General features: G+C 62.6%; 22 protein-coding genes. 5 read left to right on the top strand and 17 right to left on the bottom strand.

Translation table 11 applies throughout. From position 1 onward, the window contains the following. Positions 1-12: 12 nt before the first annotated feature. Entirely contained in the window at positions 13-417 is a 405-nt protein-coding gene (locus tag NKH49_RS16530; protein ID WP_352539574.1) for a metalloregulator ArsR/SmtB family transcription factor, read from the top strand. On the opposite strand, the gene NKH49_RS16525 is transcribed toward NKH49_RS16530, so the two are convergent. From NKH49_RS16525 to NKH49_RS16490, 8 genes are all read right to left on the bottom strand, one after another. Further along, on the bottom strand, positions 414-563 hold the full coding sequence (locus NKH49_RS16525) for a hypothetical protein (protein ID WP_352539573.1): 150 nt from the start codon (positions 561-563) through the stop codon (positions 414-416). The genes NKH49_RS16530 and NKH49_RS16525 overlap by 4 nt on opposite strands. Positions 564-595: 32 nt before the next feature. Continuing rightward, positions 596-1102, bottom strand: a complete 507-nt coding sequence (locus tag NKH49_RS16520) for a hypothetical protein (RefSeq protein WP_352926749.1) — start codon at positions 1100-1102, stop codon at positions 596-598. Between the two features lie 2 nt (positions 1103-1104). Beyond that, complete coding sequence (ilvN, locus tag NKH49_RS16515; RefSeq protein ID WP_023676680.1) at positions 1105-1677, bottom strand: acetolactate synthase small subunit; 573 nt, start codon at positions 1675-1677, stop codon at positions 1105-1107. Between the two features lie 66 nt (positions 1678-1743). Beyond that, complete coding sequence (locus NKH49_RS16510; RefSeq protein WP_352471629.1) at positions 1744-3495, bottom strand: acetolactate synthase 3 large subunit; 1752 nt, start codon at positions 3493-3495, stop codon at positions 1744-1746. Between the two features lie 352 nt (positions 3496-3847). Then, positions 3848-5008, bottom strand: a complete 1161-nt coding sequence (locus NKH49_RS16505) for a PcfJ domain-containing protein (RefSeq protein WP_352539572.1) — start codon at positions 5006-5008, stop codon at positions 3848-3850. A gap of 219 nt (positions 5009-5227) precedes the next feature. Further along, a complete protein-coding gene (locus NKH49_RS16500) occupies positions 5228-5755 on the bottom strand; it encodes a GNAT family N-acetyltransferase (RefSeq protein WP_352926746.1) in 528 nt (175 codons plus the stop codon). Between the two features lie 22 nt (positions 5756-5777). Then, positions 5778-6089, bottom strand: a complete 312-nt coding sequence (locus NKH49_RS16495; RefSeq protein ID WP_352767809.1) for a hypothetical protein — start codon at positions 6087-6089, stop codon at positions 5778-5780. A gap of 1 nt (position 6090) precedes the next feature. After that, the gene (locus NKH49_RS16490) at positions 6091-6657 is read right to left on the bottom strand and encodes a helix-turn-helix domain-containing protein (protein WP_352539571.1); all 567 of its coding nucleotides are present in this window, start codon (positions 6655-6657) and stop codon (positions 6091-6093) included. A gap of 151 nt (positions 6658-6808) precedes the next feature. Between NKH49_RS16490 and NKH49_RS16485 the strand changes: the two genes are divergently transcribed. Then, positions 6809-8635 carry an ATP-binding protein gene (locus tag NKH49_RS16485; protein WP_352926743.1) on the top strand — a complete coding sequence of 609 codons (1827 nt, stop codon included), beginning with the start codon at positions 6809-6811 and terminating at the stop codon, positions 8633-8635. A 36-nt stretch (positions 8636-8671) separates the two neighbouring features. Here NKH49_RS16485 and NKH49_RS16480 read toward each other — a convergent pair whose 3' ends face one another. The 3 genes from NKH49_RS16480 to miaA form a co-directional block, all read right to left on the bottom strand. Continuing rightward, entirely contained in the window at positions 8672-9058 is a 387-nt protein-coding gene (locus NKH49_RS16480) for an ester cyclase (RefSeq protein ID WP_352926740.1), read from the bottom strand. 131 nt (positions 9059-9189) lie between these two features. Next, a complete protein-coding gene (locus tag NKH49_RS16475; RefSeq protein WP_352501016.1) occupies positions 9190-9984 on the bottom strand; it encodes a GGDEF domain-containing protein in 795 nt (264 codons plus the stop codon). 104 nt (positions 9985-10088) lie between these two features. After that, positions 10089-11057 (bottom strand): tRNA (adenosine(37)-N6)-dimethylallyltransferase MiaA, encoded by a 969-nt coding sequence (gene miaA, locus NKH49_RS16470; RefSeq protein ID WP_352820466.1) that lies wholly within the window; start codon positions 11055-11057, stop codon positions 10089-10091. Between miaA and serB the strand changes: the two genes are divergently transcribed. After that, complete coding sequence (gene serB / locus NKH49_RS16465; protein WP_352926738.1) at positions 11047-11934, top strand: phosphoserine phosphatase SerB; 888 nt, start codon at positions 11047-11049, stop codon at positions 11932-11934. The two genes, miaA and serB, sit on opposite strands and share 11 nt — an antisense overlap. After that, entirely contained in the window at positions 11931-12503 is a 573-nt protein-coding gene (locus tag NKH49_RS16460) for a GNAT family N-acetyltransferase (RefSeq protein WP_352831160.1), read from the top strand. The genes serB and NKH49_RS16460 overlap by 4 nt, the downstream gene beginning before the upstream one ends. Before the next feature lie 46 nt (positions 12504-12549). On the opposite strand, the gene NKH49_RS16455 is transcribed toward NKH49_RS16460, so the two are convergent. The 5 genes from NKH49_RS16455 to NKH49_RS16435 form a co-directional block, all read right to left on the bottom strand. Then, a complete protein-coding gene (locus NKH49_RS16455) occupies positions 12550-14067 on the bottom strand; it encodes a DegQ family serine endoprotease (protein WP_352926735.1) in 1518 nt (505 codons plus the stop codon). A 146-nt stretch (positions 14068-14213) separates the two neighbouring features. Then, complete coding sequence (gene hflC / locus NKH49_RS16450; RefSeq protein WP_352926732.1) at positions 14214-15185, bottom strand: protease modulator HflC; 972 nt, start codon at positions 15183-15185, stop codon at positions 14214-14216. After that, positions 15185-16279 carry an FtsH protease activity modulator HflK gene (gene hflK, locus NKH49_RS16445; protein WP_352471619.1) on the bottom strand — a complete coding sequence of 365 codons (1095 nt, stop codon included), beginning with the start codon at positions 16277-16279 and terminating at the stop codon, positions 15185-15187. Before hflK ends, hflC begins: the two co-directional genes overlap by 1 nt. 161 nt (positions 16280-16440) lie before the next feature. Then, on the bottom strand, positions 16441-16959 hold the full coding sequence (locus tag NKH49_RS16440) for a dihydrofolate reductase (protein ID WP_352471618.1): 519 nt from the start codon (positions 16957-16959) through the stop codon (positions 16441-16443). After that, positions 16959-17969 (bottom strand): DUF4424 domain-containing protein, encoded by a 1011-nt coding sequence (locus tag NKH49_RS16435; protein ID WP_352539564.1) that lies wholly within the window; start codon positions 17967-17969, stop codon positions 16959-16961. Before NKH49_RS16435 ends, NKH49_RS16440 begins: the two co-directional genes overlap by 1 nt. A gap of 141 nt (positions 17970-18110) precedes the next feature. Between NKH49_RS16435 and cobF the strand changes: the two genes are divergently transcribed. Beyond that, positions 18111-18884, top strand: coding sequence for a precorrin-6A synthase (deacetylating) (gene cobF / locus NKH49_RS16430; RefSeq protein ID WP_352926729.1), 774 nt, complete (start codon positions 18111-18113; stop codon positions 18882-18884). 32 nt (positions 18885-18916) lie between these two features. On the opposite strand, the gene NKH49_RS16425 is transcribed toward cobF, so the two are convergent. Further along, positions 18917-19258 (bottom strand): winged helix-turn-helix domain-containing protein, encoded by a 342-nt coding sequence (locus NKH49_RS16425; RefSeq protein WP_023676697.1) that lies wholly within the window; start codon positions 19256-19258, stop codon positions 18917-18919. Positions 19259-19313: the final 55 nt, after the last annotated feature.

Below are 19313 nucleotides of genomic sequence, written 5' to 3'. Positions count from 1 at the left end.
AGGTGGCAGACAGTGATCGAAGATGCAGAGCACGCAGCGGATGCCGAAACGGCTGCTCACGCAAATGGCGCGATACAGCGCGTGTTTGAAGCGCTATCTTCAGCGCCCCGGCGCAAGATCCTCGCCTATCTTGCGCACTCTTCCCTAACGGCGGGCGAGATCGCGGCGCGCTTCGAGATGTCGAAGCCGTCGATCTCGCAGCATTTGAGCATTCTGGAGACGGCCGGGCTCATCGCCAAGGAGCGGCACGGACAGTTCATCCACTATTCTCTGGTCCAGAACAATCTTGTGAACACGCTGAATGGATTTGTTCAGGATGTCTGCCCGGTATCGCGCCCTATCAAGAGAGAAAGCAAAGAACTTGGTCGAGGCGAGGCAGCGCAAAGATCGCAGTTGCGCAAATCTGAAAAGCCCTAGCGGCTTTGCATCGTTTTCATGAGCGCCTTGGCGTATCGGCAGGCGTCAAATTCCACAGCGATCTCGCAAGACTTTTTGTAAGCGGCCATCGCCTCGGCTTCGTCCGCAGAGACGCCTTCACCATGCTGAAGGGCGCTGCCATACATGGTGCAACCCCAGGCATCGCCCTCATTGCAGCTCAGTTTGAATGTGCGCGATAAGGGCAAGATTCATTGGCACTACCGGCGGCAAGCAGTTTGTTTAGCCCAAGCCGACCCAAGAGAATTCCCGCGCCGCGATTTGTGCAGCCGCCGATACTGCCAGTTGCGCAGGCCTGGGCGAACATCTCCTCGGTCCATTGCTTGTCTTCTGGCGAGTGCTCCTGGATGACCCTGGCCGTCTCGAAACAGGCTTCGCCCCTGCGTCCGTCGAAACACCGCCTGGCACAGGCCAAGACGTCTTTCTCACAACCTTGGTAATCTATTCCCGCCGTGGAAAAGAGCGCGTCATCGACGCCCGACGCCCTGCGCCAAATATCGGCCGGGCATTGTTGGAAATAATAGCTCGGTGTGCCCCTGCGGTCGATTTCTTCAAACAATTTCGGCAGCACTGACTTGTCGAATACCGGCTCCTGGCTGGCCGCCGCCGTCGTGACCGCAAGAACGATTGCGCCGGCGCCTGCTAGAATTGCCGCCGCGAGCATCATGATCACATCCCTTGCGGGCCGCGGTTCATCGCCGCCACCCCGGTACGGCAGATCTCGACCAGCCCGAGCGGTTTCATGATGGCGATGAACTGATCGAGCTTGGAGCCCTTGCCGGTGATCTCGAAGATGAAATGCTCGGTGTTGGCATCGATGACGCTGGCGCGGAATGCATCGGCGAGCCGGAGCGCCTCGACGCGGGCTTCGCCGGTGCCGGCGACCTTGACCAGCGCGAGTTCCCGCTCCAATGGCCGCTCCTGTCCGAATTCCTGCGACCGCACGGTGAGATCGACGACGCGGTGCACCGGCACGATGCGCTCGAGCTGGTGCTTGATCTGCTCCAGCACGTGCGGCGTGCCGCGCGTCACGATGGTGATGCGCGACAGGTGCTTTTCGTGCTCGGTTTCCGAGACCGTCAGGCTCTCGATGTTGTAGCCACGTCCGGAAAACAGGCCGATGACCCGCGCAAGCACGCCCGGCTCGTTGTCGACCAGGACCGAAAGCGTGTGGTTCTCTGGTTTTTCCGTCTCCTTGGCGATGAAATAGGCGGAGCCGGTCGGTTGCAACTGTGCGTTCATGACATGAATCTCGATTTCAAACTTTTGCGCTAATCTGCTGTTTTCGCACAGCTTCCTTGAACCAGACTACACCAGTTCCCTACCCTTGGCGTCGATCGCGTTGGCGACAGCTTCGTCTGTCGCCTCGTCCGGCAACAGCATCTCGTTATGCGCCTTGCCGGACGGGATCATCGGGAAGCAGTTGGCGAGCGTCGCCACGCGGCAGTCGAACAGGACGGGCTTCTTGACCGCGATCATCTCCTTGATGGCATCATCGAGTTCGTCCGGCTTGTCGCAGCGAATGCCGTGGCCGCCATAGGCTTCGGCGAGCTTGACGAAATCCGGCATCGCCTCGGTGTAGGAGTGCGACAGCCGGTTGCCGTGTAGCAGCTGCTGCCACTGCCGCACCATGCCCATATACTGGTTGTTGAGGATGAAGATCTTGATCGGCGCCTCGTGCTGCACCGCCGCGCTCATTTCCTGCATCGTCATCTGCACCGAGGCGTCGCCGGCGATATCGATGACCAGCGCATCCGGGTGCGCGATCTGCACGCCGAGTGCCGCCGGCAGGCCGTAGCCCATCGTGCCCAGTCCGCCAGAGGTCATCCAGCGGTTCGGCTTCTCGAAATGATAGTGCTGCGCCGCCCACATCTGATGCTGGCCGACCTCGGTGGTGATGTAGGTGTCGAGGTCCTTGGTCAGCGCATAGAGCCGCTGGACGGCATATTGCGGCATGATCACCTCGTGGTTCATCTTGTAGGCGAGCGAATCGCGGGCGCGCCATTTGGCAATCTGCTCCCACCACGGGTGAAGCGCTTTCTTGTCGGCCTTGGCGGTCGCCCGCCACAGCCGCACCAGATCCTCCAGCACGCGCCCGACATCGCCGATGATCGGCACGTCGGTATGGACGTTCTTGTTGATCGACGACGGGTCGATGTCGATGTGGATCTTCTTCGAATTCGGCGAAAACGCCGTCAGCCGCCCGGTGATGCGGTCGTCGAAGCGCGCACCGATGCAGAGCATGACGTCGCAATCGTGCATCGCCATGTTCGCTTCATACGTGCCGTGCATGCCGAGCATGCCCATCCAGTTCTTGCCCGACGCCGGATAGGCGCCGAGGCCCATCAGCGTCGAGGTGATGGGAAAGCCGGTGAGGTCGACCAGCTCGCGCAGCAGATGGCTCGCCTCCGGGCCGGAATTGATGACGCCGCCGCCCGAATAGATGATCGGCTTTCGGGCAGCCCCCATCAGCTCGACCGCCGCCTTGATCTTTTCCAGATCGCCCTGGACCTTCGGTTGGTAGCTGGTGCGCGGCGCCGTCTGCGGCGGGACATAGATACCCCTGGCGAACTGCACGTCCTTCGGGATGTCGACGACGACCGGACCGGGGCGCCCTGTCGTTGCCACATGGAAGGCCTCGTGGATCGTTGCCGCGAGCTCGTTGACGTCCTTGACCAGCCAGTTGTGCTTGGTGCAGGGCCGCGTGATGCCGACCGTGTCGCACTCCTGGAACGCATCCGAGCCGATCAGCGAAGTCGGCACCTGGCCGGTCAGGCAGACCAGCGGGATCGAGTCCATCAGCGCGTCCTGCAATGGCGTCACCGCATTGGTGGCGCCCGGCCCTGAGGTCACCAGCATGACGCCGGCCTTGCCAGTCGAGCGCGCATAGCCTTCCGCCGCGTGGCCCGCGCCCTGCTCGTGGCGGACGAGGATGTGCTCGACCTCGTCCTGCTGGAAGATTTCATCGTAGATTGGCAGAACCGCGCCGCCCGGATAGCCGAAAACATGCTTGACGCCATTGTCCTTCAGCGCCTGCACCACCATTTCGGCACCCGTCATTTCGCTCCTTGGCATTTCAGTTCTTGGCATTTCGCGCCGCTCATTCTGTCCACTGCTCATCGTTCTGGTCCCGTACTGTTCGCCATCTGGCGATTGCTCGTCGTTTAGTCGTGTTTCGGGCAATAAAAAAGGCCCCCGAGGGAGCCTGTGTCTTGCGCATGGGAGGTCACCGCCCGGCGGTTACACCGCCTTGCCCACGCGCTTTCCTACGAGAATGAGTGCCTTTTTCATGGTGGCGGACAATAGAATTGGTTTGACGCCGCTGTCAACGGCGAATGTGCACTTGGCCCGACGTCGGCACATCCGCCCATTATGCACCCGCGCCGCCTTTCCGCCGCGCGGGTCTTCCGTTTCAGGCGCAGAGCACCACACCCCTCGCCTTGGCCCAGCGCTCGATGATCTTGCGCTCCTCGAGCGAGGCGAGACGATTGCCGAAACCGCGCACCTGCACCGCACGGTTTTGCGGGTCGAGTTCGATCGTCAGCAACCGCTCGATCTTGCCCAGCGCCGAGCGCCGCAGCACCCAGATCGAGGCATTGCCGGCGATGCATTTGGCCGCGTATATCGAGACGCAATGATGCATCGCCCGGCTCTCGGCGACCAGATCCTCAGCTGTCTTCAACTGACGGACGAAGAAACGCTCGCCATGCGCCTTTGCCTCCTTGGTCGACGGCTGCCAGTCCCAGTCGTCCAGGCACGAGCCGTCCCAGGCGCGACCCTGCGACTGCGTCCCGGCAGTACGCGTGGTCCGCCCGGCAGCGCGGCGGCGCATTGCCTCGATGCGTTCGATCGCGGCAATGTCTCGATGCCATTCCAGCATCTGCCGACGCAGCGAGGCAAGCGTGCGACCCTTCAGGCTGTACGCCGCATCGCGCTGGTGCACGGCGCCGATATAGTCGCAAAGATCGTCGATCTCCTCCTTCGACGCGGGTTGCCCGCAGAAGAACCGTGTCACCTCGCGCCAGAAGGCCAGATCGTTACGTGGCGTGCGCGCGATTTTCGACTTGGCAAGTCGGGCCGCCAACCCGGAATCATCCGTGTAGGACCGGGCGATCACCACCCAAAATGCCTCGTCGAACGTGAAATCGCCGGGCAAGTTCAAGAAGCAATGCACCTCCTTGCGAGACAGCCACGCACAGGCGCCCGCCTTGTAAAGCGAGTCACCACGCGCCACTGCGGTATACCAAGCCTTGCGAAGCGCAATCTCGCCGGCATTCAACCCCGAGCTGTCCAGCCAAATCCCCTCGAGCGCGGCTGTAACCGGGTAGCGCGCATAGAGATGGCGCGCCGCGGCCAGCCGCAGCCGCGCGGGGTCGCGCGTCTTCAGCTTTGGACGCCACAGCGCGCCGTCGCGGATCGCCATGCCGGCAAAGCCCCGACGTGCCTCGTCGAGCGCCCGCTCGAAATCCGGAGCGGGACGCGGGACGGGAAAAACCCGCCGCAGCGTTACGGCATATGCTTCAATGCGTTCGCGCTCGGCATCCTGCCTGCGCTGGATCATGGACTTTGCCATGGCCGTTCTTCCTGATTGGAACCCTGTCAGCCGCACGCAATTCCAGCGTCGGCACGGAATGTGTCGATCTGGATCGCCGGGTCATTGACAGGTCTCCTTTCAGGACGACGGATCAGAATGGGCGGCTTCTCTAAGCTCGCCGCCAATTTGACGCAAGAGCTATTCTTTCCATGCCCGCGATGGTCTGACGGGTGTTGCAAAGGTGCATCGTTGTCGCCATCAGCGTGTCCGGCCGACGCGTTTCCAGTAGATGAGGGTGCCTGTGAGCCCGCCATGCGGCTTCAGCGCATAATCCGGTATTTCGCCGGCCAGCGTGAAGCCGAGCTTTTCATAGAGGCCGGAAGCCCCCTCCTCTTTTGCCGTGTCGAGGACCAACAGCGTGCGGCCTTTCTCCACGGCAACGGCTTCCGCCGCCTCCATCAGGCGGGTTGCGATGCCCTTGCCGCGATAATCGAGGCGGGTCATCAGCTTGGCGATCTCGGCCCGGTGCGGCTGGTTGGGCGGGCAGTCGAGCAGCAAGGTGACGGTGCCGACCAGAGCCTCGCCGTTCCAGGCCCCAAGCACCGCCCTTTCGCCTCTGGCGGCCGCCTGAAGCGACCTGTTCCAGAAGGCCGCGGCCATCTCCGGCGCCAACGGATGCATGAAGCTGACCGAGCCGCCCGCAGCGACTGTCCCGATCAGCAGTTCCGTCAGCATTTTTTGCGTTCCGTCAGCATTGCTGAGTGGCCTGATTTCGATCGAACTCATGTCGTTCCCCTGTCGCCGTCCGTCAGTCGAAACGACTGGTCCGCTTGCGCTTCCTGGCCCGCCGGATTTCCGCGATGCGATCGGCGTCTTCCTCTTGCAGATGTCGCCCGCGTTCCAGCAGTTCGAGCGTGTATTCCTCATAGGTCAGGCCCAGCCGCTCGGCCTTGTGCAGCCGCATCAGCATGATCTCGCGGCTCGGCACTTTCCATGCCTGGGCATGGGCGGTCCGCCAGGCAAGAAAGACATAGGGGTCGCCCTTGCCCCAGGGCGGACCGTCATAGTCGTCGAGCGGCGGACCGCCATTGTCGCAGCGTTTTGGACGGCGCGCCTTCACCTCAGCTCCTGGCCAACGCAACCAGATAGTCGGCGGCGTCCGGCCCCGGAGCGTGAAAGACGCAATCGGATGGCGCGCCGAGCGCCAGGCAGTCGCCCGGTTCGAGCCGGTGAACGATGTCCCCCTCGGTGAATTCCAGCCGCCCGGAGATCAGCCATATCTGTTGCCTGATGAAGGCATAAGACGCCGCCGGGAAACTTACCTTGGCGCCGGCCGGCAACTGGATCCGGATCAGTTCGAGGGGTATGTCGGAGACCGGCGAAAGATGCCGCCGCACATAACCCGTAGCCGGATCGCGCCAGAGCGGCTGGTCACGTTCGCGAAGCAGGCCACCGCCCTGCAATTCCGCCCTTGCGATCAATGTGGACAGCGTCATGCCGAAGGCGGCCGCAATACGCACAAGGAGTGCCGCCGTCGGGCTGGTCATGCCGCGTTCTACCGTGCTCAGCATGGCTTTCGAAACATTGGACCGCTCCGCCAGCTCTGCCAGGGACCAGCCTCGAGCCACTCTTTCGGTATGTATTCTTCTGCCGATGGTCGAGGAGATGTCGTTCGCTATATCATCCATTAATCCAATATATCGAAATTCTTCTACAGAGCAACGGCCGTTTCATCCAGTTTTCGCAAACACCTTAATGTCCGCTAAACCATCCGGCCTCATCCCACCTTAACCCCGTTCGCCTAGGCTCATCGCTTGGGAAAAGGGGACCGGCGTATCCATGCTCGTTGAACGCGAAGCCTCCATTGGGGAACCGACTTTGCTGGAGCGCCGCAGGGCGGAGCAGAACGACAAGCGCATTCTGGGCAATGTCGTGCAATGCGACGGCGCGCGCGCCACCATCAGCGCCTATGCCGACGATATCGAAGGCACGGTCACCGGCCTGTGGAGCGTCGGCAAGATGATCTCGATCAATCTCGGTACATTACGAACCGTCGGCCTGGTCTATGAAATCGGCAAGTCGGATCGTGCGTGGAGCAGCGAGGGCCAGAATCCGATCGAGGTCAGCATCGAATTGATCGGCGAGGTGCGCGACGGGGCCGAACCCGGCGCGAAGCCGATCTTCGACCGTGGCATCACAACCTACCCGCATATCGGCGCCATTGCCCATCGTATCCGCAGCCGCGACCTGCAGGCCGTCTACGATCTCGCAGGTCGTCATTCGATCACCATCGGCACGCTGTCGCAGGACGAGGCGATCGACGCCAATATCGCCATCGACGATACGCTGGCGCGGCATTTCGCCATTGTCGGCACCACCGGGGTCGGCAAATCGACCGCCGTGTCGCTGCTCTTGCGCAAGTCGATCGCCGCCCGGCCCGACCTGCGCGTGCTCATCCTCGATCCACACAACGAGTTCGCCGCGTCGTTGCCCGAATATTGCGTCAGGGTCGATTCGACGACGCTCGACCTGCCCTTCTGGATGTTCAAGCTAGAGGAATTTGCCGAGGTGCTGTTTCGCGGCCGCGAGACGGTCCCGGAAGAGGTCGACGCCTTGCGCGATCTCATCCCCGCGGCCAAGAACCTCTACCGCAATCCGAACTCCGGCAACTATCTACGGCGCAGCACCGATGCGCTGACCGCAGACGCGCCGGTGCCCTATCGCATTGCCGACCTCATCAAGCTGGTCGACGAGCGCATGGGGCTGCTGGAAAGCAAGAACGATCGCCCGACCCTCAGGTCACTGAAGACACGTATCGAATCGGCGGCATCCGATCCGCGCTACCGTTTCATGTTCAACTCGCGCCTGATCGAGGACACCATCCACGAGACGATCGGCAACATCTTCCGCGTGCCGCATCACGGCCGCCCAGTGACCTGCTTCGAAATGGCCGGCATGCCGTCCGAGGTGGTCAATTCCGTTTGCTCGGTCCTGGCGCGGCTGGCCTTCGACCTGGCGTTGTGGAGCGAAGGCCGCCTGCGGCTGCTCTTCCTGTGCGAGGAAGCGCATCGCTATATGCCGGCCGATCCGCGCCTCGGTTTCGCGCCGACGCGGCACGCGCTGTCGCGCATCGCCAAGGAAGGCCGCAAATATGGCTGTTATCTCGGCGTCGTCACCCAGCGCCCGGGCGAACTCGACCCGACCATCCTGTCGCAGTGCTCGACGTTCTTTGCCATGCGGCTCGCCAACGAGCAGGACCAGGCGATCATCCGCTCGGCGATCGCCGATTCCTCGGCTTCGACGCTCGCGTTCCTGTCTTCCATGGGCCAGCGCGAGGCTATCGCCTTCGGGGAAGGCGTGGCGACGACGATGCGGATGAAGTTCGAAAAGCTCTCCGAGGATTTGATCCCCGGCACCGCCAAACGCGAGAATGCCTTGCCGTCCGAAACCGGCGACGAGGTCGACCTCGTGGCGATCGTCGAACGGCTGCGCAACGTGCCGAAATCACAACAGGCAATGCCTTTCGCGGAAGTCGTCGATCCGGGCCGGCAGGCCGGCGATTCGGACTATCGCAAGCCGTCGGCCGCACGCACCCAGCGAAACGACGATTTCGACTTGCGCTACGGCCTCAAGCCGGCGACCTTCGGCCTGCGTCCCCCAGAATGATTGAGCCGAGCGACTTTTAGGCAGCGCTCGCAGATATCAAAGCTGAGTTTCGATGGCTGTCTTGTCTATAACTGACCACACCTGGCGAATTTTCCCTCTCTGAAGCTCATAAAATACGTTCTCGGCAAACGAAATTCTCTTCCCGCTTACATCGAGCCCAAGGAACGTTCCCCTTGGCGCGCAGTCGAAGCTTAGCCGGCTCGCTACATAAGGCGGATCGGCAACCAATAGCTGAATGTTGAAATAAAGGTCCGGAATTTCGTCGAAGTCTCTCACCAACATTTCGAGATAGCCGGACAATCCGAGCTTGCGACCGTTGTGGGTCACTTCATCATGAACAAACCTCCCCAGATTTGGCCAATCCTGCTTGCTCAGGCATGCAATATAGCCTCGGTAAAGACCGGAGAGATCGGATTTAGTCACGGCAACACCTCTATTTCCGGCAAGCCCCGCAAAGGCAGCATCTCAGCTTGACGGGGTGATGTCGGTCTGCGTGCACCGGAAACGAAGAAAACGATACCAGACGGCCGGAATCACGAATTCAATGACGGAATTCAGGCACAGACGCGGTTGCGCCCTTGCCTCTTCGCCTCATAGAGCTGGCGATCGGCGCGGCGATAGAACTCCTCGGCGGTTTCCTTGCGATCCCAGACGGCAAGCCCGACGCTGGTGGTGATTTTCAGTCGGACATTGCCCGTCAGCACCGACATGTTGGCGATCGCCTTGCGGATGCGCTCGGCGAATTTGGATAGCAGCTCGGCGTCCATATTGGGCGTGACCACCGCGAACTCCTCGCCGCCCAGGCGCGCCACCACGTCGTGATAGCGTGTCATGTCCTTGAGACAGTTGGCGACCGCCCGCAACACCTCGTCGCCGACATCGTGGCCGTGGCTGTCGTTGACCTGCTTGAAATGGTCGAGGTCGAGGATCATCAGCCCTACTGGTTTCTCGATGCGGCGGAACTCTTCGAGATATTCCTTCAGCGCATCGTCGAAATAACGCCGGTTCTGCATGCCGGTGAGGCTGTCGGTGAGCGCCGCATGCTCCAGCGTCTCCGAACGCGCGCTGAGCGAAACGGTCATGGCGCGCAGCTTGCCTTCTTCCGTCGCCTGCTTTCGGATCAGCGGGTAGATGAAGAAAATGCCGAAGAACAGCGCAGTCGCCAACAGCACGCCCGTCGCAAACAGCAGCTTGTTGAGATAGACGATTTCATCGAGTTTTGAAGGCGTATTGCTAATGTCGGCGGCCAGGGTTTGCAGGAGCCCATAGGCGTAAAGCGTCACCAGGCCGGCGGCCAGGATCACAAAAATAAAGACGAAAAAGGCTGATTCCGCCTTGTGGAAACGCATCTGCTCCCCGTTGGAAAGTTCGTAGCGATCTTATGGCATGCGGGAACTTACGGACAGTTAACCTGGACAACTTCAACGCGAAATGTCCCCTCGGTGTCGACTTTTCAGGTTGCGCTCGAAGGAGGGAGTGAGAGCATCGAGTCGATCCCCCCATCAGGACGCAATCTCTGCCATTCCGGGCCCAATTGGTGCCTGAACCAGGTCGCCTGCCGTTTGGCATATTGCCGCGTCGCGATTTTCGCGCGCTCGATGGCCTCGGGAAAACTGAAGGCGCCGGCCAGCGCGGCCTGAAGCTCGCGAACACCGATTGCTTTCATCGCCGGCAGGTCGGGATCGAGGCCGAGCGCTGAAAGCTGTTTCACCTCGTCCAGTGCCCCCTCATCCAGCATGCGGTCGAAGCGGGCATCGATCCGCTCCACCAGAGCCGCTCGCTCCGGCTCGATGACGAAAAAACGCGCGCTGCTCCCGTCGATCAACGGCCGGCCACGCGCGGCCTGCCAGTCCAGGATGGAACGGCCCGACGCGTCGAGCACCTCCAGCGCCCGCACGATGCGCTGGCCATCCGTCGGCTTCAGCATCATGCCGGCCGCAGAATCCTCGCGCAACAGGATGCGGTGCAATCTCACTGCGCCCTGTTCCTGGAGCTCGTAGCGCCAGCGGTCGCGGATCGACTTCGGAATGTCGGGCATCTCCGAGATACCTTCCGTGAGCGCCCGGAAATAAAGCCCGGTTCCGCCGACGAAAATCACTGGCCGCTCCGAAAGCGTGCCGTCGTCGATCAGCTTTATGACATCACGCAACCAGGCGCCGGTTGAATAGGCGGTGGACGGATCGACGTGTCCATAAAGAAAGTGGGGGACGCGGGCGAGTTCGGCAGGACCAGGCCGCGCCGTCAGCACGTCGAGCACCGAATAGCCTTGCATGGAATCGGTGTTGACGATGACACCGCCATTGCGCTCGGCGAGGTCGAGTGCGAGCGCCGACTTGCCGCTGGCGGTCGGCCCGGCTATCAGGATCGCGTTCTTCAGGCGGCCGCCGCCCGCCCGTCCGCTGGAATTTTCGATGCCGCTGATCGCCACGCTTCTATCCCATCCCGCCGGCCGCGCATTGACGCCGACGCTAGCGAATATGGCCTCGCGGTCGGTCGGCGCAAGCGCTGTTCGCTGGCTGGCCGAAGGCATCGCCTGCGAGCTCGACTTGCCGGAGACCGCCGACGCTTCCGAAATAACGGCGCGCCTGCGTGCCGCGCTGGCTTCCGAACCGATCGACGTGGCCGTCCAGCCGGCCGAGAACAGGCGCAAGAAGATCCTGATCGCCGACATGGATTCGACGATGATCGACCAGGAATGCATCGACGAGCTTGCCGACGAGATCGGCGTCAAGGATCGCGTCGCCGCCATCACGGCGCGATCGATGAACGGCGAGATCGCATTCGAGCCGGCCTTGCGCGAGCGCGTGGCGCTGCTCAAGGGTCTCGATGCCGCAATCATCGACCGCATCATCGACAATCGCCTGACGCTAGCCTCCGGCGGCCGCACGCTCGTCCAGACAATGGCGGCCAATGGCGCCTGGACGGCCCTGATCTCCGGTGGTTTCGACATCTTCACCACCCGCATCGCAGCATTGCTCGGCTTTCACGAAAATCGCGCCAACCGCCTGATCGAGCAGGATCGCCGCTTCACCGGCCTGGTCGCCGAACCGATCCTCGGCCGCGCCGCCAAGGCCGAAGCCCTTATCGAGATTTCCGCCGGCCTCGGCCTGACGCCTGCCGATGTTATTGCCGTCGGTGACGGCGCCAACGATCTCGACATGATCCGTCTTGCCGGGATCGGCGTCGCCTTGCATGCCAAGCCGGCCGTGGCAGCCGAGGCAAAGATCCGTATCGACCACGGCGACCTCACCGCCTTGCTTTATCTGCAGGGTTATCGCCGGAAGGAATTTGTCGAATGACGCCGATCCGCACCGAGCGCCTGATCCTGCGCAACTGGGGAGATCGTGACCGCGAGCTCTTCCATCGCATCAATTCCGACGAGTTGGTCATGGAATTCTTTCCGTTTCGCCGCGACCGCGCCCAGGCTGACGCCAAGATGGAGGAGTTGCGCGCGGCTATCGATCGCGACGGCTTCGGCTTCGCGGCCGCTGAGATCGCAGCCACAGGTGAATGCATCGGCTTCGTCGGCATAACCGGAACCGATCATTTGCCATTCCTGCCGCGCGGCACGATCGAGATCGGCTGGCGGCTGGCACCCGAATTCTGGGGCCGCGGCTATGTCACCGAAGCAGCCGAAGCCTGGCTCACCTATGGCTTTGAAAGACTTGGCCTCGACGAAATCGTGTCCTTCGCAGTCAAGGATAACAGCCGGTCCACTGGCGTCATGGAGCGCCTGGGCATGATCGCCGACCCCGCCTCCGATTTCGACCATCCCGGTGTTCCGGACAGCCACACCGCACTCAGGCGACATGTCTTCTACAGGCTGTCACGCACAGACTGGCAGGCAAGAAAAAAAGCGGCCCGCTAGCCGCCCTTTTCCTTTTAACATCAGAGCGTTGCAGGCTCTTCCGGACTCAATCCATCCGGATCGTAACGAACCGCAGCTCGCCGGTCTTCGACGCCAGCATCAAAAGCGCGTTCTTGCGCCCCTGCTCCTTCAGCGCGCCGATCCGGTCCATGACATCCTTGGGCGTGGCGACCGATTCCTGCGCGATCTCGGTGATCACCTCGCCCGGCTGGATGCCGCGTTCGGCAGCCGCCGAATCCTTGGAGACGTCGGTCACGACGACTCCGGAGACGTCGGCGGCGATGCCGAATTTCGTGCGCGTCTCCTCATTGAGCTCGCCGATCGTCATGCCGAGCACGGCAGCCGTCGAAACCGCAGGCGCCTTGTCGGCATCGTCCTGGTCGGCGTTGCCGTTTTCACCGCCGCTGGCAAGCTTTTCGCCGTCCTCGAGCCGGCCGAGCGTCACCTTGACGGTCTGCTCGACCCCTTTGCGCACGATGATCACGTCGACCGCCTTGCCGACCGGGCTCTCCGCCACGACGCGTGGCAGGTCGCGCATTTCATGGATGTCCTTGCCGTCGAACTTGATGATGACGTCGCCGGCCTGGATGGTGCCGTTGTCGACCGGCCCGCCCTTGATAACGCCGGCGACCAACGCGCCCTTGGCGGTCGCCATGCCCAGGCTTTCGGCAATGTCGTCGGTCACCGGCTGGATGCGCACGCCGAGCCAGCCGCGCCGCGTCTCGCCGAACTGGCGAAGCTGGTCGACGACGCCCGAGGCAAGCTGCGACGGGATCGAGAAGCCGATGCCGATCGAGCCGCCCGATGGCGAGATGATTGCCGTGTTGATGCCGATGACCTCGCCGCTGCTGTTGAACAGCGGTCCGCCGGAATTGCCGCGGTTGATCGCGGCATCGGTCTGGATGAAGTCGTCATACGGGCCGGAATTGATGTCGCGATTGCGTGCCGAGACGATGCCGACCGTCACCGTGCCGCCGAGACCGAACGGATTGCCGATCGCCATCACCCAGTCGCCGACACGCATCGTGTTGGAATCGCCGAACTTCACCGCCGTCAGCTTGTGCCCTTTCGGATCGACCTTCAGCACCGCGACATCGGTCTTGGTGTCGGTGCCGACCAGCGTCGCCTTGAGCGTCACCCCATCGGAGAAATTCACCTCGATGTCGTCGGCATCGGCAATGACGTGGTTGTTGGTCACCACGATGCCCTGCTCGGCGTCGACCACGAAGCCGGAGCCCAGCGACTGCACCTTTTGCCCGCCGCCGCCCTTGTCGCCGCCACGGTTCTTGAAGAAATCGTCGAAGAAGTCCTGGAAGGGCGAGCCCTCCGGCAGCTGCGGCATCGGCACTGCGCCCGGCCCCTCAGTGCCTTTAACAGTCTGCGACGTCGAGATGTTGACCACGGCGCCAAGCAGGCCGGCGGCGAGATCGGCAACCGAGGGCGGCCCGTCGGCTGCCATCGTCGGCGCCACGAACGACGGAACGGCAACGGCGCCGACCAGAAGCGCAGCGGCCCCGGCGATGAACGTCCGCCTCGCTGCACGCAGAAGGGTGGTGGATGTCATCGAAAGGCCTCCGGGTGTTCTGAAAAAAGCGCTTCGGCAAAAAAACGCCGCGTCGCGTCATGTTGGCAAGAAATAAGGCACGTTTGCGGCTATGGCTACCGCCAGAGAATAAATCCTCTGTTACGCCGGCTATCCCAGCACCGGCCCTACTGGCCGGTGCTTGGCTGAGCCGCCGGTGGCGCGGGAGCGGCAGGTGCTGGCGCTGGTGCCGCAGGTGCCGCCGGTGCCGCAGGCGTTTCCTTGCTGTCCGGGTCGCGGAAGAAGCGGAAGAACTCGGAATTCGGCGACAGCACCATCGTCGTTCCTGCGCTGTTCAGCGCCGTGCCATAGGCATTCATCGACCGGTAGAAATCGAAGAAGGCCGGATCGCGCTGATAGGCCCCGGCAAACGTCGCGCTGCGCTGGGCTTCACCTTCACCGCGCAGGATTTCAGACTCTTTCTGCGCTTCGGCGACGATTTCGACCACTTCGCGGTCGGCGCGAGCCCTGATCCGCTGCGCTGCCTCGTTGCCGCGCGCCCTCAGCCGCTCGGCTTCGGCGAGACGTTCGGCCTTCATGCGGTCGAAGGTCTGCTGCGAGACTTCGGCCGTGAGATCGGTGCGGCGGATGCGGACATCCTCGATCTGCAGGCCAAGCGAGGTGGCATCAGGCCTCAGCTGATCGCGCACCTCGCGCATCATCACGGCGCGCTCTTCCGAGAGTGCCGCCTCGAAGTCGCGCAGGCCGTAGACGCGGCGCAAGGCAGCGTCGAGACGCGTCCTCAGCCGGGCCTCGGCCAGTTCGATCTGGCCGGAAACCGCGGCGCGGAACACACGCGGGTCCGAGATACGATAGGCGATAAAGGCATCGACCTCATAGAATTTGCCGCCCGAAACCTGGACACGGATGTTGTCGAGGTCGAAGCGCAGGACCCTGTTTTCGATCAGCTGGACGGTGTCGGCATCGAAGAAGGAGAATGGCGCCTTGAAATAGATGCCCGGCTGGTTCTTGACGTCGACGATTTCGCCGAACCTGAGCACCAGCGCCTGCTGGCGCGCATTGACGACGAAGACCGACGAATAGAGCAGGAACAGGATGACCGCGGCGATGACCGCAATGACGGGAAGACGGTTGGCCATCACTGGTTTCCTCCGGTGGCCGGTGCCGGCGCCTTCTGCTGCAATGCCGGCAGCGGCAGGTAGGGAACCACCCCTTGCCCGTTGCCTTGCTCGACGATGACCTTGCTCGAATCCTTCAGCACCCTCTCCATCGTCTCCAGGTAGAGCCGCTTGCGCGTCACTTCCGGCGCCTTTGCATATTCGTCATAGACCGAGATGAAGCGCTGCGCCTCGCCTTCGGCCTCCTGCACGACCCGGTTCTTGTAGGCGGCCGCGTCTTCGCGGATCTGTGCGGCCGCACCGCGCGCCTGGCCGAGCTTCTGATTGGAATACTGATTGGCCTGCTCGACGAACTTGTCCTCGTCCTGTTCGGCCCGCTGCACCTCGTCGAACGCGTCTGCCACCTCGCGCGGCGGCGCGGCGTCCTCGATGGAAATTGCGTTGACGTTGAGGCCGGCCTTGTAGCCGTCCAGCGTCGTCTGGATGATCTCACGCACCGACGCCGCAATGCCTTGCCGGTCGTCGCGGAAAATGTCCTGCGCCGGGCGCCGGCCGACCGCTTCGCGCATCGCGCTTTCGGCGACCTGCTGCAGCATGCCGCCCGGGTCGGACACGTCGAACAGATAGGCCTTCGGGTCGGAAACCTGATAGGCCACCGAGAATTGCACGTTGACGATGTTCTGGTCGCCGGAAAGCATCAGGCCATCGCCGCTGGTGCTGCCGCCGCCGATGCTGACAAGCTGCTCGGCGATGTTAGCGGTCTCGACCGTTTCGATGGGCCACCAATGGAAATGCAGGCCCGGCTGCGACAGCTCCGCCTTCGGCTTGCCGAACCTGAGCTCCACCGCAACTTCATCTGGCTGGACGGTGTACACTGCCTTGAACGCCCATAGCACCACCAGCGCCGCGGCAATCAGCCCGAACACGGCAGGGCTCGCGCCACCGCCGCCCGGCAGCGCGCGCCGCAACCGGTCCTGCCCGCGCCGGATGATATCCTCGAGATCGGGAGGCGAGCCCTGCGGGCCGCTGGGTCCTTTTGGTCCCTGACCCCAAGGCCCCTGATTGTTGCCGCCGCCCCACGGGCCGCCGCCGCCGCTCTTGTCGTTCCAGGGCATGAATGTCCTTTCGCTTGGAATTCCCTCAAGCGCCGGCTCACCGGCGCAAAATCCAATATTATTCTTCTATAGGGATGCGACGGCACGCTTTCAACGCGATCGGCTGCCGCCACTGTCCGCCTTTGGGTCCATCTAGACCTGTCGCGACCCCTTTGTCGCCTTCAATGCACGTCGCGGCGCCGCTCGTAAACCGAATAGCGTGTCGCATGGCTGTCCTTTTCGCCAGCCTCCACCTCCTGCGAGCGGACGATCCGCCACAGCGCCGGATCGATCGGCGGGAAATGGGCATCGCCGTCGACCGCGGCCAGAACATGGGTCACGTGCAGCCGATCGGCCAACGGCAGCGCCTGAGCGTAGATTTCGCCGCCGCCGATGACGCAGATCTCGTCGGCGCCGGCCATGCAGCGCCCGCGCACCGTCGCCAGCGCGATTGCGTCCTCGATCGAGTGCGCGACTTCGACGCCCTCGGCGCGCCATGCCTTGTCTCGTGTCACCACGATGTTGAGCCTGCCCGGCAATGGGCGGCCGATGCCTTCATACGTCTTGCGGCCCATGATGATGGGCTTGCCCATCGTATCGGCTTTGAACCGCTTGAGATCGGTGGACAGCCGCCACGGCAACCCACCCTCGCGCCCGATCACGCCGTTCTCGGCGATGGCGACATAAAGCGCGAGGTCCATCAGCCGCCGTTTCCGCCATCCGACGGCTCCAGCAGCAATATGTCGATGTCATGCTCGGGGTAGAAGTTCTGCGCCTTCATCTCGAACGTCGTCGGTCCGATCTTCCTGACGTTTTCGCCGCAAAACGAGACCAGGTTCTTCGCATCGCCCTTGTCGACGGTCAGCTTGAAACTGCCGATGTTTCCCGACGCCCAGTTGCCGCCCGTGGTCAGGATATAGGCGATGCGGTTCTCGAAATATTTGGGGTAGCCGTCGGGATCGTCCTTGGCTGCCTTGCGCACGGCATTCTCGAAGGCATCGTCCATGCAGTAGCGTGTCTTGTAGGCGGCATACTGACCCTGGAACTGGCCGTCATAGAAGAAGCTGACCGAGGAGGTGCCGCCGACGCTCGGCTTGTAGCGATGCGAGACATGGACCGCCTTGTTGGCCGGAAACGTCGAGCGCCACCAATAGGTCGAGCGCAATTGCCAGAACGGCGTATAGACGGTCTTCATGCCCGAACCGTCGTCAGCAGTGTCCTCGATGATGATGCCGCGGTTGACCCAGTCGTCGGCGACCGCTTGCGGCAGCTTTGCCAGCGCTGCCTTGGCCGCATCGCCGAACGGATAGAACGGCACGCCCTGCGCCTTCAGGTCAGCGCCGATGTCGATGCCGAGCGCGAACACCTTCTGCTCTAGCTGCGGCTTTGCCGGCACCCCGTCGATCGTCACTTCGAAGCCGAGGAAATTGTCGCTCTGCGCCTCCGGAATCGCCGGTATTTCTTCGGGGTCGCCTTCGATGTCGGGCATCGGAAAGGCGACGATTGCATCGACATCCTTGTCGGTGTTGTTGCGGAAGACGTAATCGACCATCACTTTTTCCGGCGAGATGTAGAGATCCTCGCTTTCCATCGCCACCGCGTCGCTGCGCGAAAGGATCAGCCCACCGGTGCCGAGTTCTGCGACCGAATCATTGGCGAGCGCAGGCGTAGCCGAGAGCGCCAAGGCTGCGGTCAGGACGTAACGGAACATGGAAACTCCCCCGGCGAGAATGCCAGCATGACTCTAGCTGTTCAATGTGGCGTTTCAAAGCCTTTCGGCAAATGCGCCGGCGCCTGCCGGCATGTCGTGTCGGTCTAGACACGCCGGTCCCGATCGGGCAGGAGTTCGCCCATGCGCAAGCTTCTCGTCATCGGCATCGGCGCCGGCAATCCGGAGCACATTACGGTCCAGGCCATTAATGGCCTCAACCGGGCCGACGTGCTGTTCATTCCCGACAAGGGCGCGAAGAAGAACGATCTCGCCGAATTGCGCCGCCAGATCTGCGACCGCTTCGTCATCAATCCGAACTCGCGCCGGGTCGAATTCGATGTACCGGTGCGCGCCGAGCCGGCGCCTTCCTACCGCTCGACCGTCGACGACTGGCACGAGGCGATCGCCGCGATCTACGAAGGCCTGATCCGCGACGAACTCCCTGAAGATGGCTGCGGCGCCCTCCTGATCTGGGGCGATCCGTCGCTCTATGACAGTGCGCTGCGCATCCTCGAGCGCGTGCGCCTCAGAGGCAATGTAGCGTTCGAGCTGGAGGTCATCCCTGGCATCACCGCCATCCAGGCACTCGCAGCCAGCCACAAAATGGCATTGAACCGGATCGGCGACGCCATTTTGATCACCACCGGCCGCCGGCTCGCCGAGGAAGGTCTGCCCGAAAACGCCGGCAGCACCATCGTCATGCTGGACGGCAAATGCGCCTTCAACACGCTGGACGACAACGACGTCACCGTTCACTGGGGCGCCTATCTCGGGACGCCCGACGAGATCGTCATCTCGGGCCGGATTGGCGACGTCGGCGACAAGATCGTGAGCACCCGTGAGCAGGCCCGCCGGAAAAAAGGCTGGATCATGGACACCTATCTGCTGCGCAAGCCGGGCGAGCCTAAGAAGTAACAGGGATCACACGCGGCAGAATTCCGCCGGCGTCACGCTGCGTCGATCTCGGCTTGCAGCGCCTCCATATGCGCCGCCGCTGCTGAAGACGCAGCCCGCTCGATCGCGCGGAAGCGGCTGACCACAGCAAGCCCGACCGACGTCAACTGGGCGCCACCGCCTTTTTTGCCGCCCGTCTGTGCCGCAACCAGCGGCTTGCCGAACACGCGGTTCATGTCTTCGACCAGATCCCAGGCGTGCTTGTAGGACATCTCCATGCCGCGTGCCGCGGCCGAAATCGAGCCGAAGGCGGCGATCTGTTCCAGAAGCTCGATCTTGCCCGGTCCGATGCGGCCATCTGGATCGAGATTTATCCGCAAACTTAGCGACGGCATTTGCTCCTCCGCGGTCACGCTATTCTACAGGTTCTGCAGCGATACCGCTATTCCA

This window comes from Mesorhizobium sp. M1088, from assembly GCF_040318575.1.
GTDB lineage: Bacteria > Pseudomonadota > Alphaproteobacteria > Rhizobiales > Rhizobiaceae > Mesorhizobium.
This window is presented reverse-complemented; position numbering and strand designations above follow the sequence as displayed.

Bases quoted from the DNA above. Each gene is read 5' to 3' on its own strand.
- NKH49_RS16525 (WP_352539573.1), bottom strand. From the start codon at position 563: ATGTATGGCAGCGCCCTTCAGCATGGTGAAGGCGTCTCTGCGGACGAA.
- NKH49_RS16520 (WP_352926749.1), bottom strand. From the start codon at position 1,102: ATGATGCTCGCGGCGGCAATTCTAGCAGGCGCCGGCGCAATCGTTCTT.
- ilvN (WP_023676680.1), bottom strand. From the start codon at position 1,677: ATGAACGCACAGTTGCAACCGACCGGCTCCGCCTATTTCATCGCCAAG.
- NKH49_RS16510 (WP_352471629.1), bottom strand. From the start codon at position 3,495: ATGACGGGTGCCGAAATGGTGGTGCAGGCGCTGAAGGACAATGGCGTC.
- NKH49_RS16505 (WP_352539572.1), bottom strand. From the start codon at position 5,008: ATGGCAAAGTCCATGATCCAGCGCAGGCAGGATGCCGAGCGCGAACGC.
- NKH49_RS16500 (WP_352926746.1), bottom strand. From the start codon at position 5,755: ATGAGTTCGATCGAAATCAGGCCACTCAGCAATGCTGACGGAACGCAA.
- NKH49_RS16490 (WP_352539571.1), bottom strand. From the start codon at position 6,657: ATGGATGATATAGCGAACGACATCTCCTCGACCATCGGCAGAAGAATA.
- NKH49_RS16485 (WP_352926743.1), top strand. From the start codon at position 6,809: ATGCTCGTTGAACGCGAAGCCTCCATTGGGGAACCGACTTTGCTGGAG.
- NKH49_RS16475 (WP_352501016.1), bottom strand. From the start codon at position 9,984: ATGCGTTTCCACAAGGCGGAATCAGCCTTTTTCGTCTTTATTTTTGTG.
- serB (WP_352926738.1), top strand. From the start codon at position 11,047: ATGCCGCTGATCGCCACGCTTCTATCCCATCCCGCCGGCCGCGCATTG.
- NKH49_RS16460 (WP_352831160.1), top strand. From the start codon at position 11,931: ATGACGCCGATCCGCACCGAGCGCCTGATCCTGCGCAACTGGGGAGAT.
- NKH49_RS16455 (WP_352926735.1), bottom strand. From the start codon at position 14,067: ATGACATCCACCACCCTTCTGCGTGCAGCGAGGCGGACGTTCATCGCC.
- hflC (WP_352926732.1), bottom strand. From the start codon at position 15,185: ATGGCCAACCGTCTTCCCGTCATTGCGGTCATCGCCGCGGTCATCCTG.
- hflK (WP_352471619.1), bottom strand. From the start codon at position 16,279: ATGCCCTGGAACGACAAGAGCGGCGGCGGCGGCCCGTGGGGCGGCGGC.
- NKH49_RS16440 (WP_352471618.1), bottom strand. From the start codon at position 16,959: ATGGACCTCGCGCTTTATGTCGCCATCGCCGAGAACGGCGTGATCGGG.
- NKH49_RS16435 (WP_352539564.1), bottom strand. From the start codon at position 17,969: ATGTTCCGTTACGTCCTGACCGCAGCCTTGGCGCTCTCGGCTACGCCT.
- cobF (WP_352926729.1), top strand. From the start codon at position 18,111: ATGCGCAAGCTTCTCGTCATCGGCATCGGCGCCGGCAATCCGGAGCAC.
- NKH49_RS16425 (WP_023676697.1), bottom strand. From the start codon at position 19,258: ATGCCGTCGCTAAGTTTGCGGATAAATCTCGATCCAGATGGCCGCATC.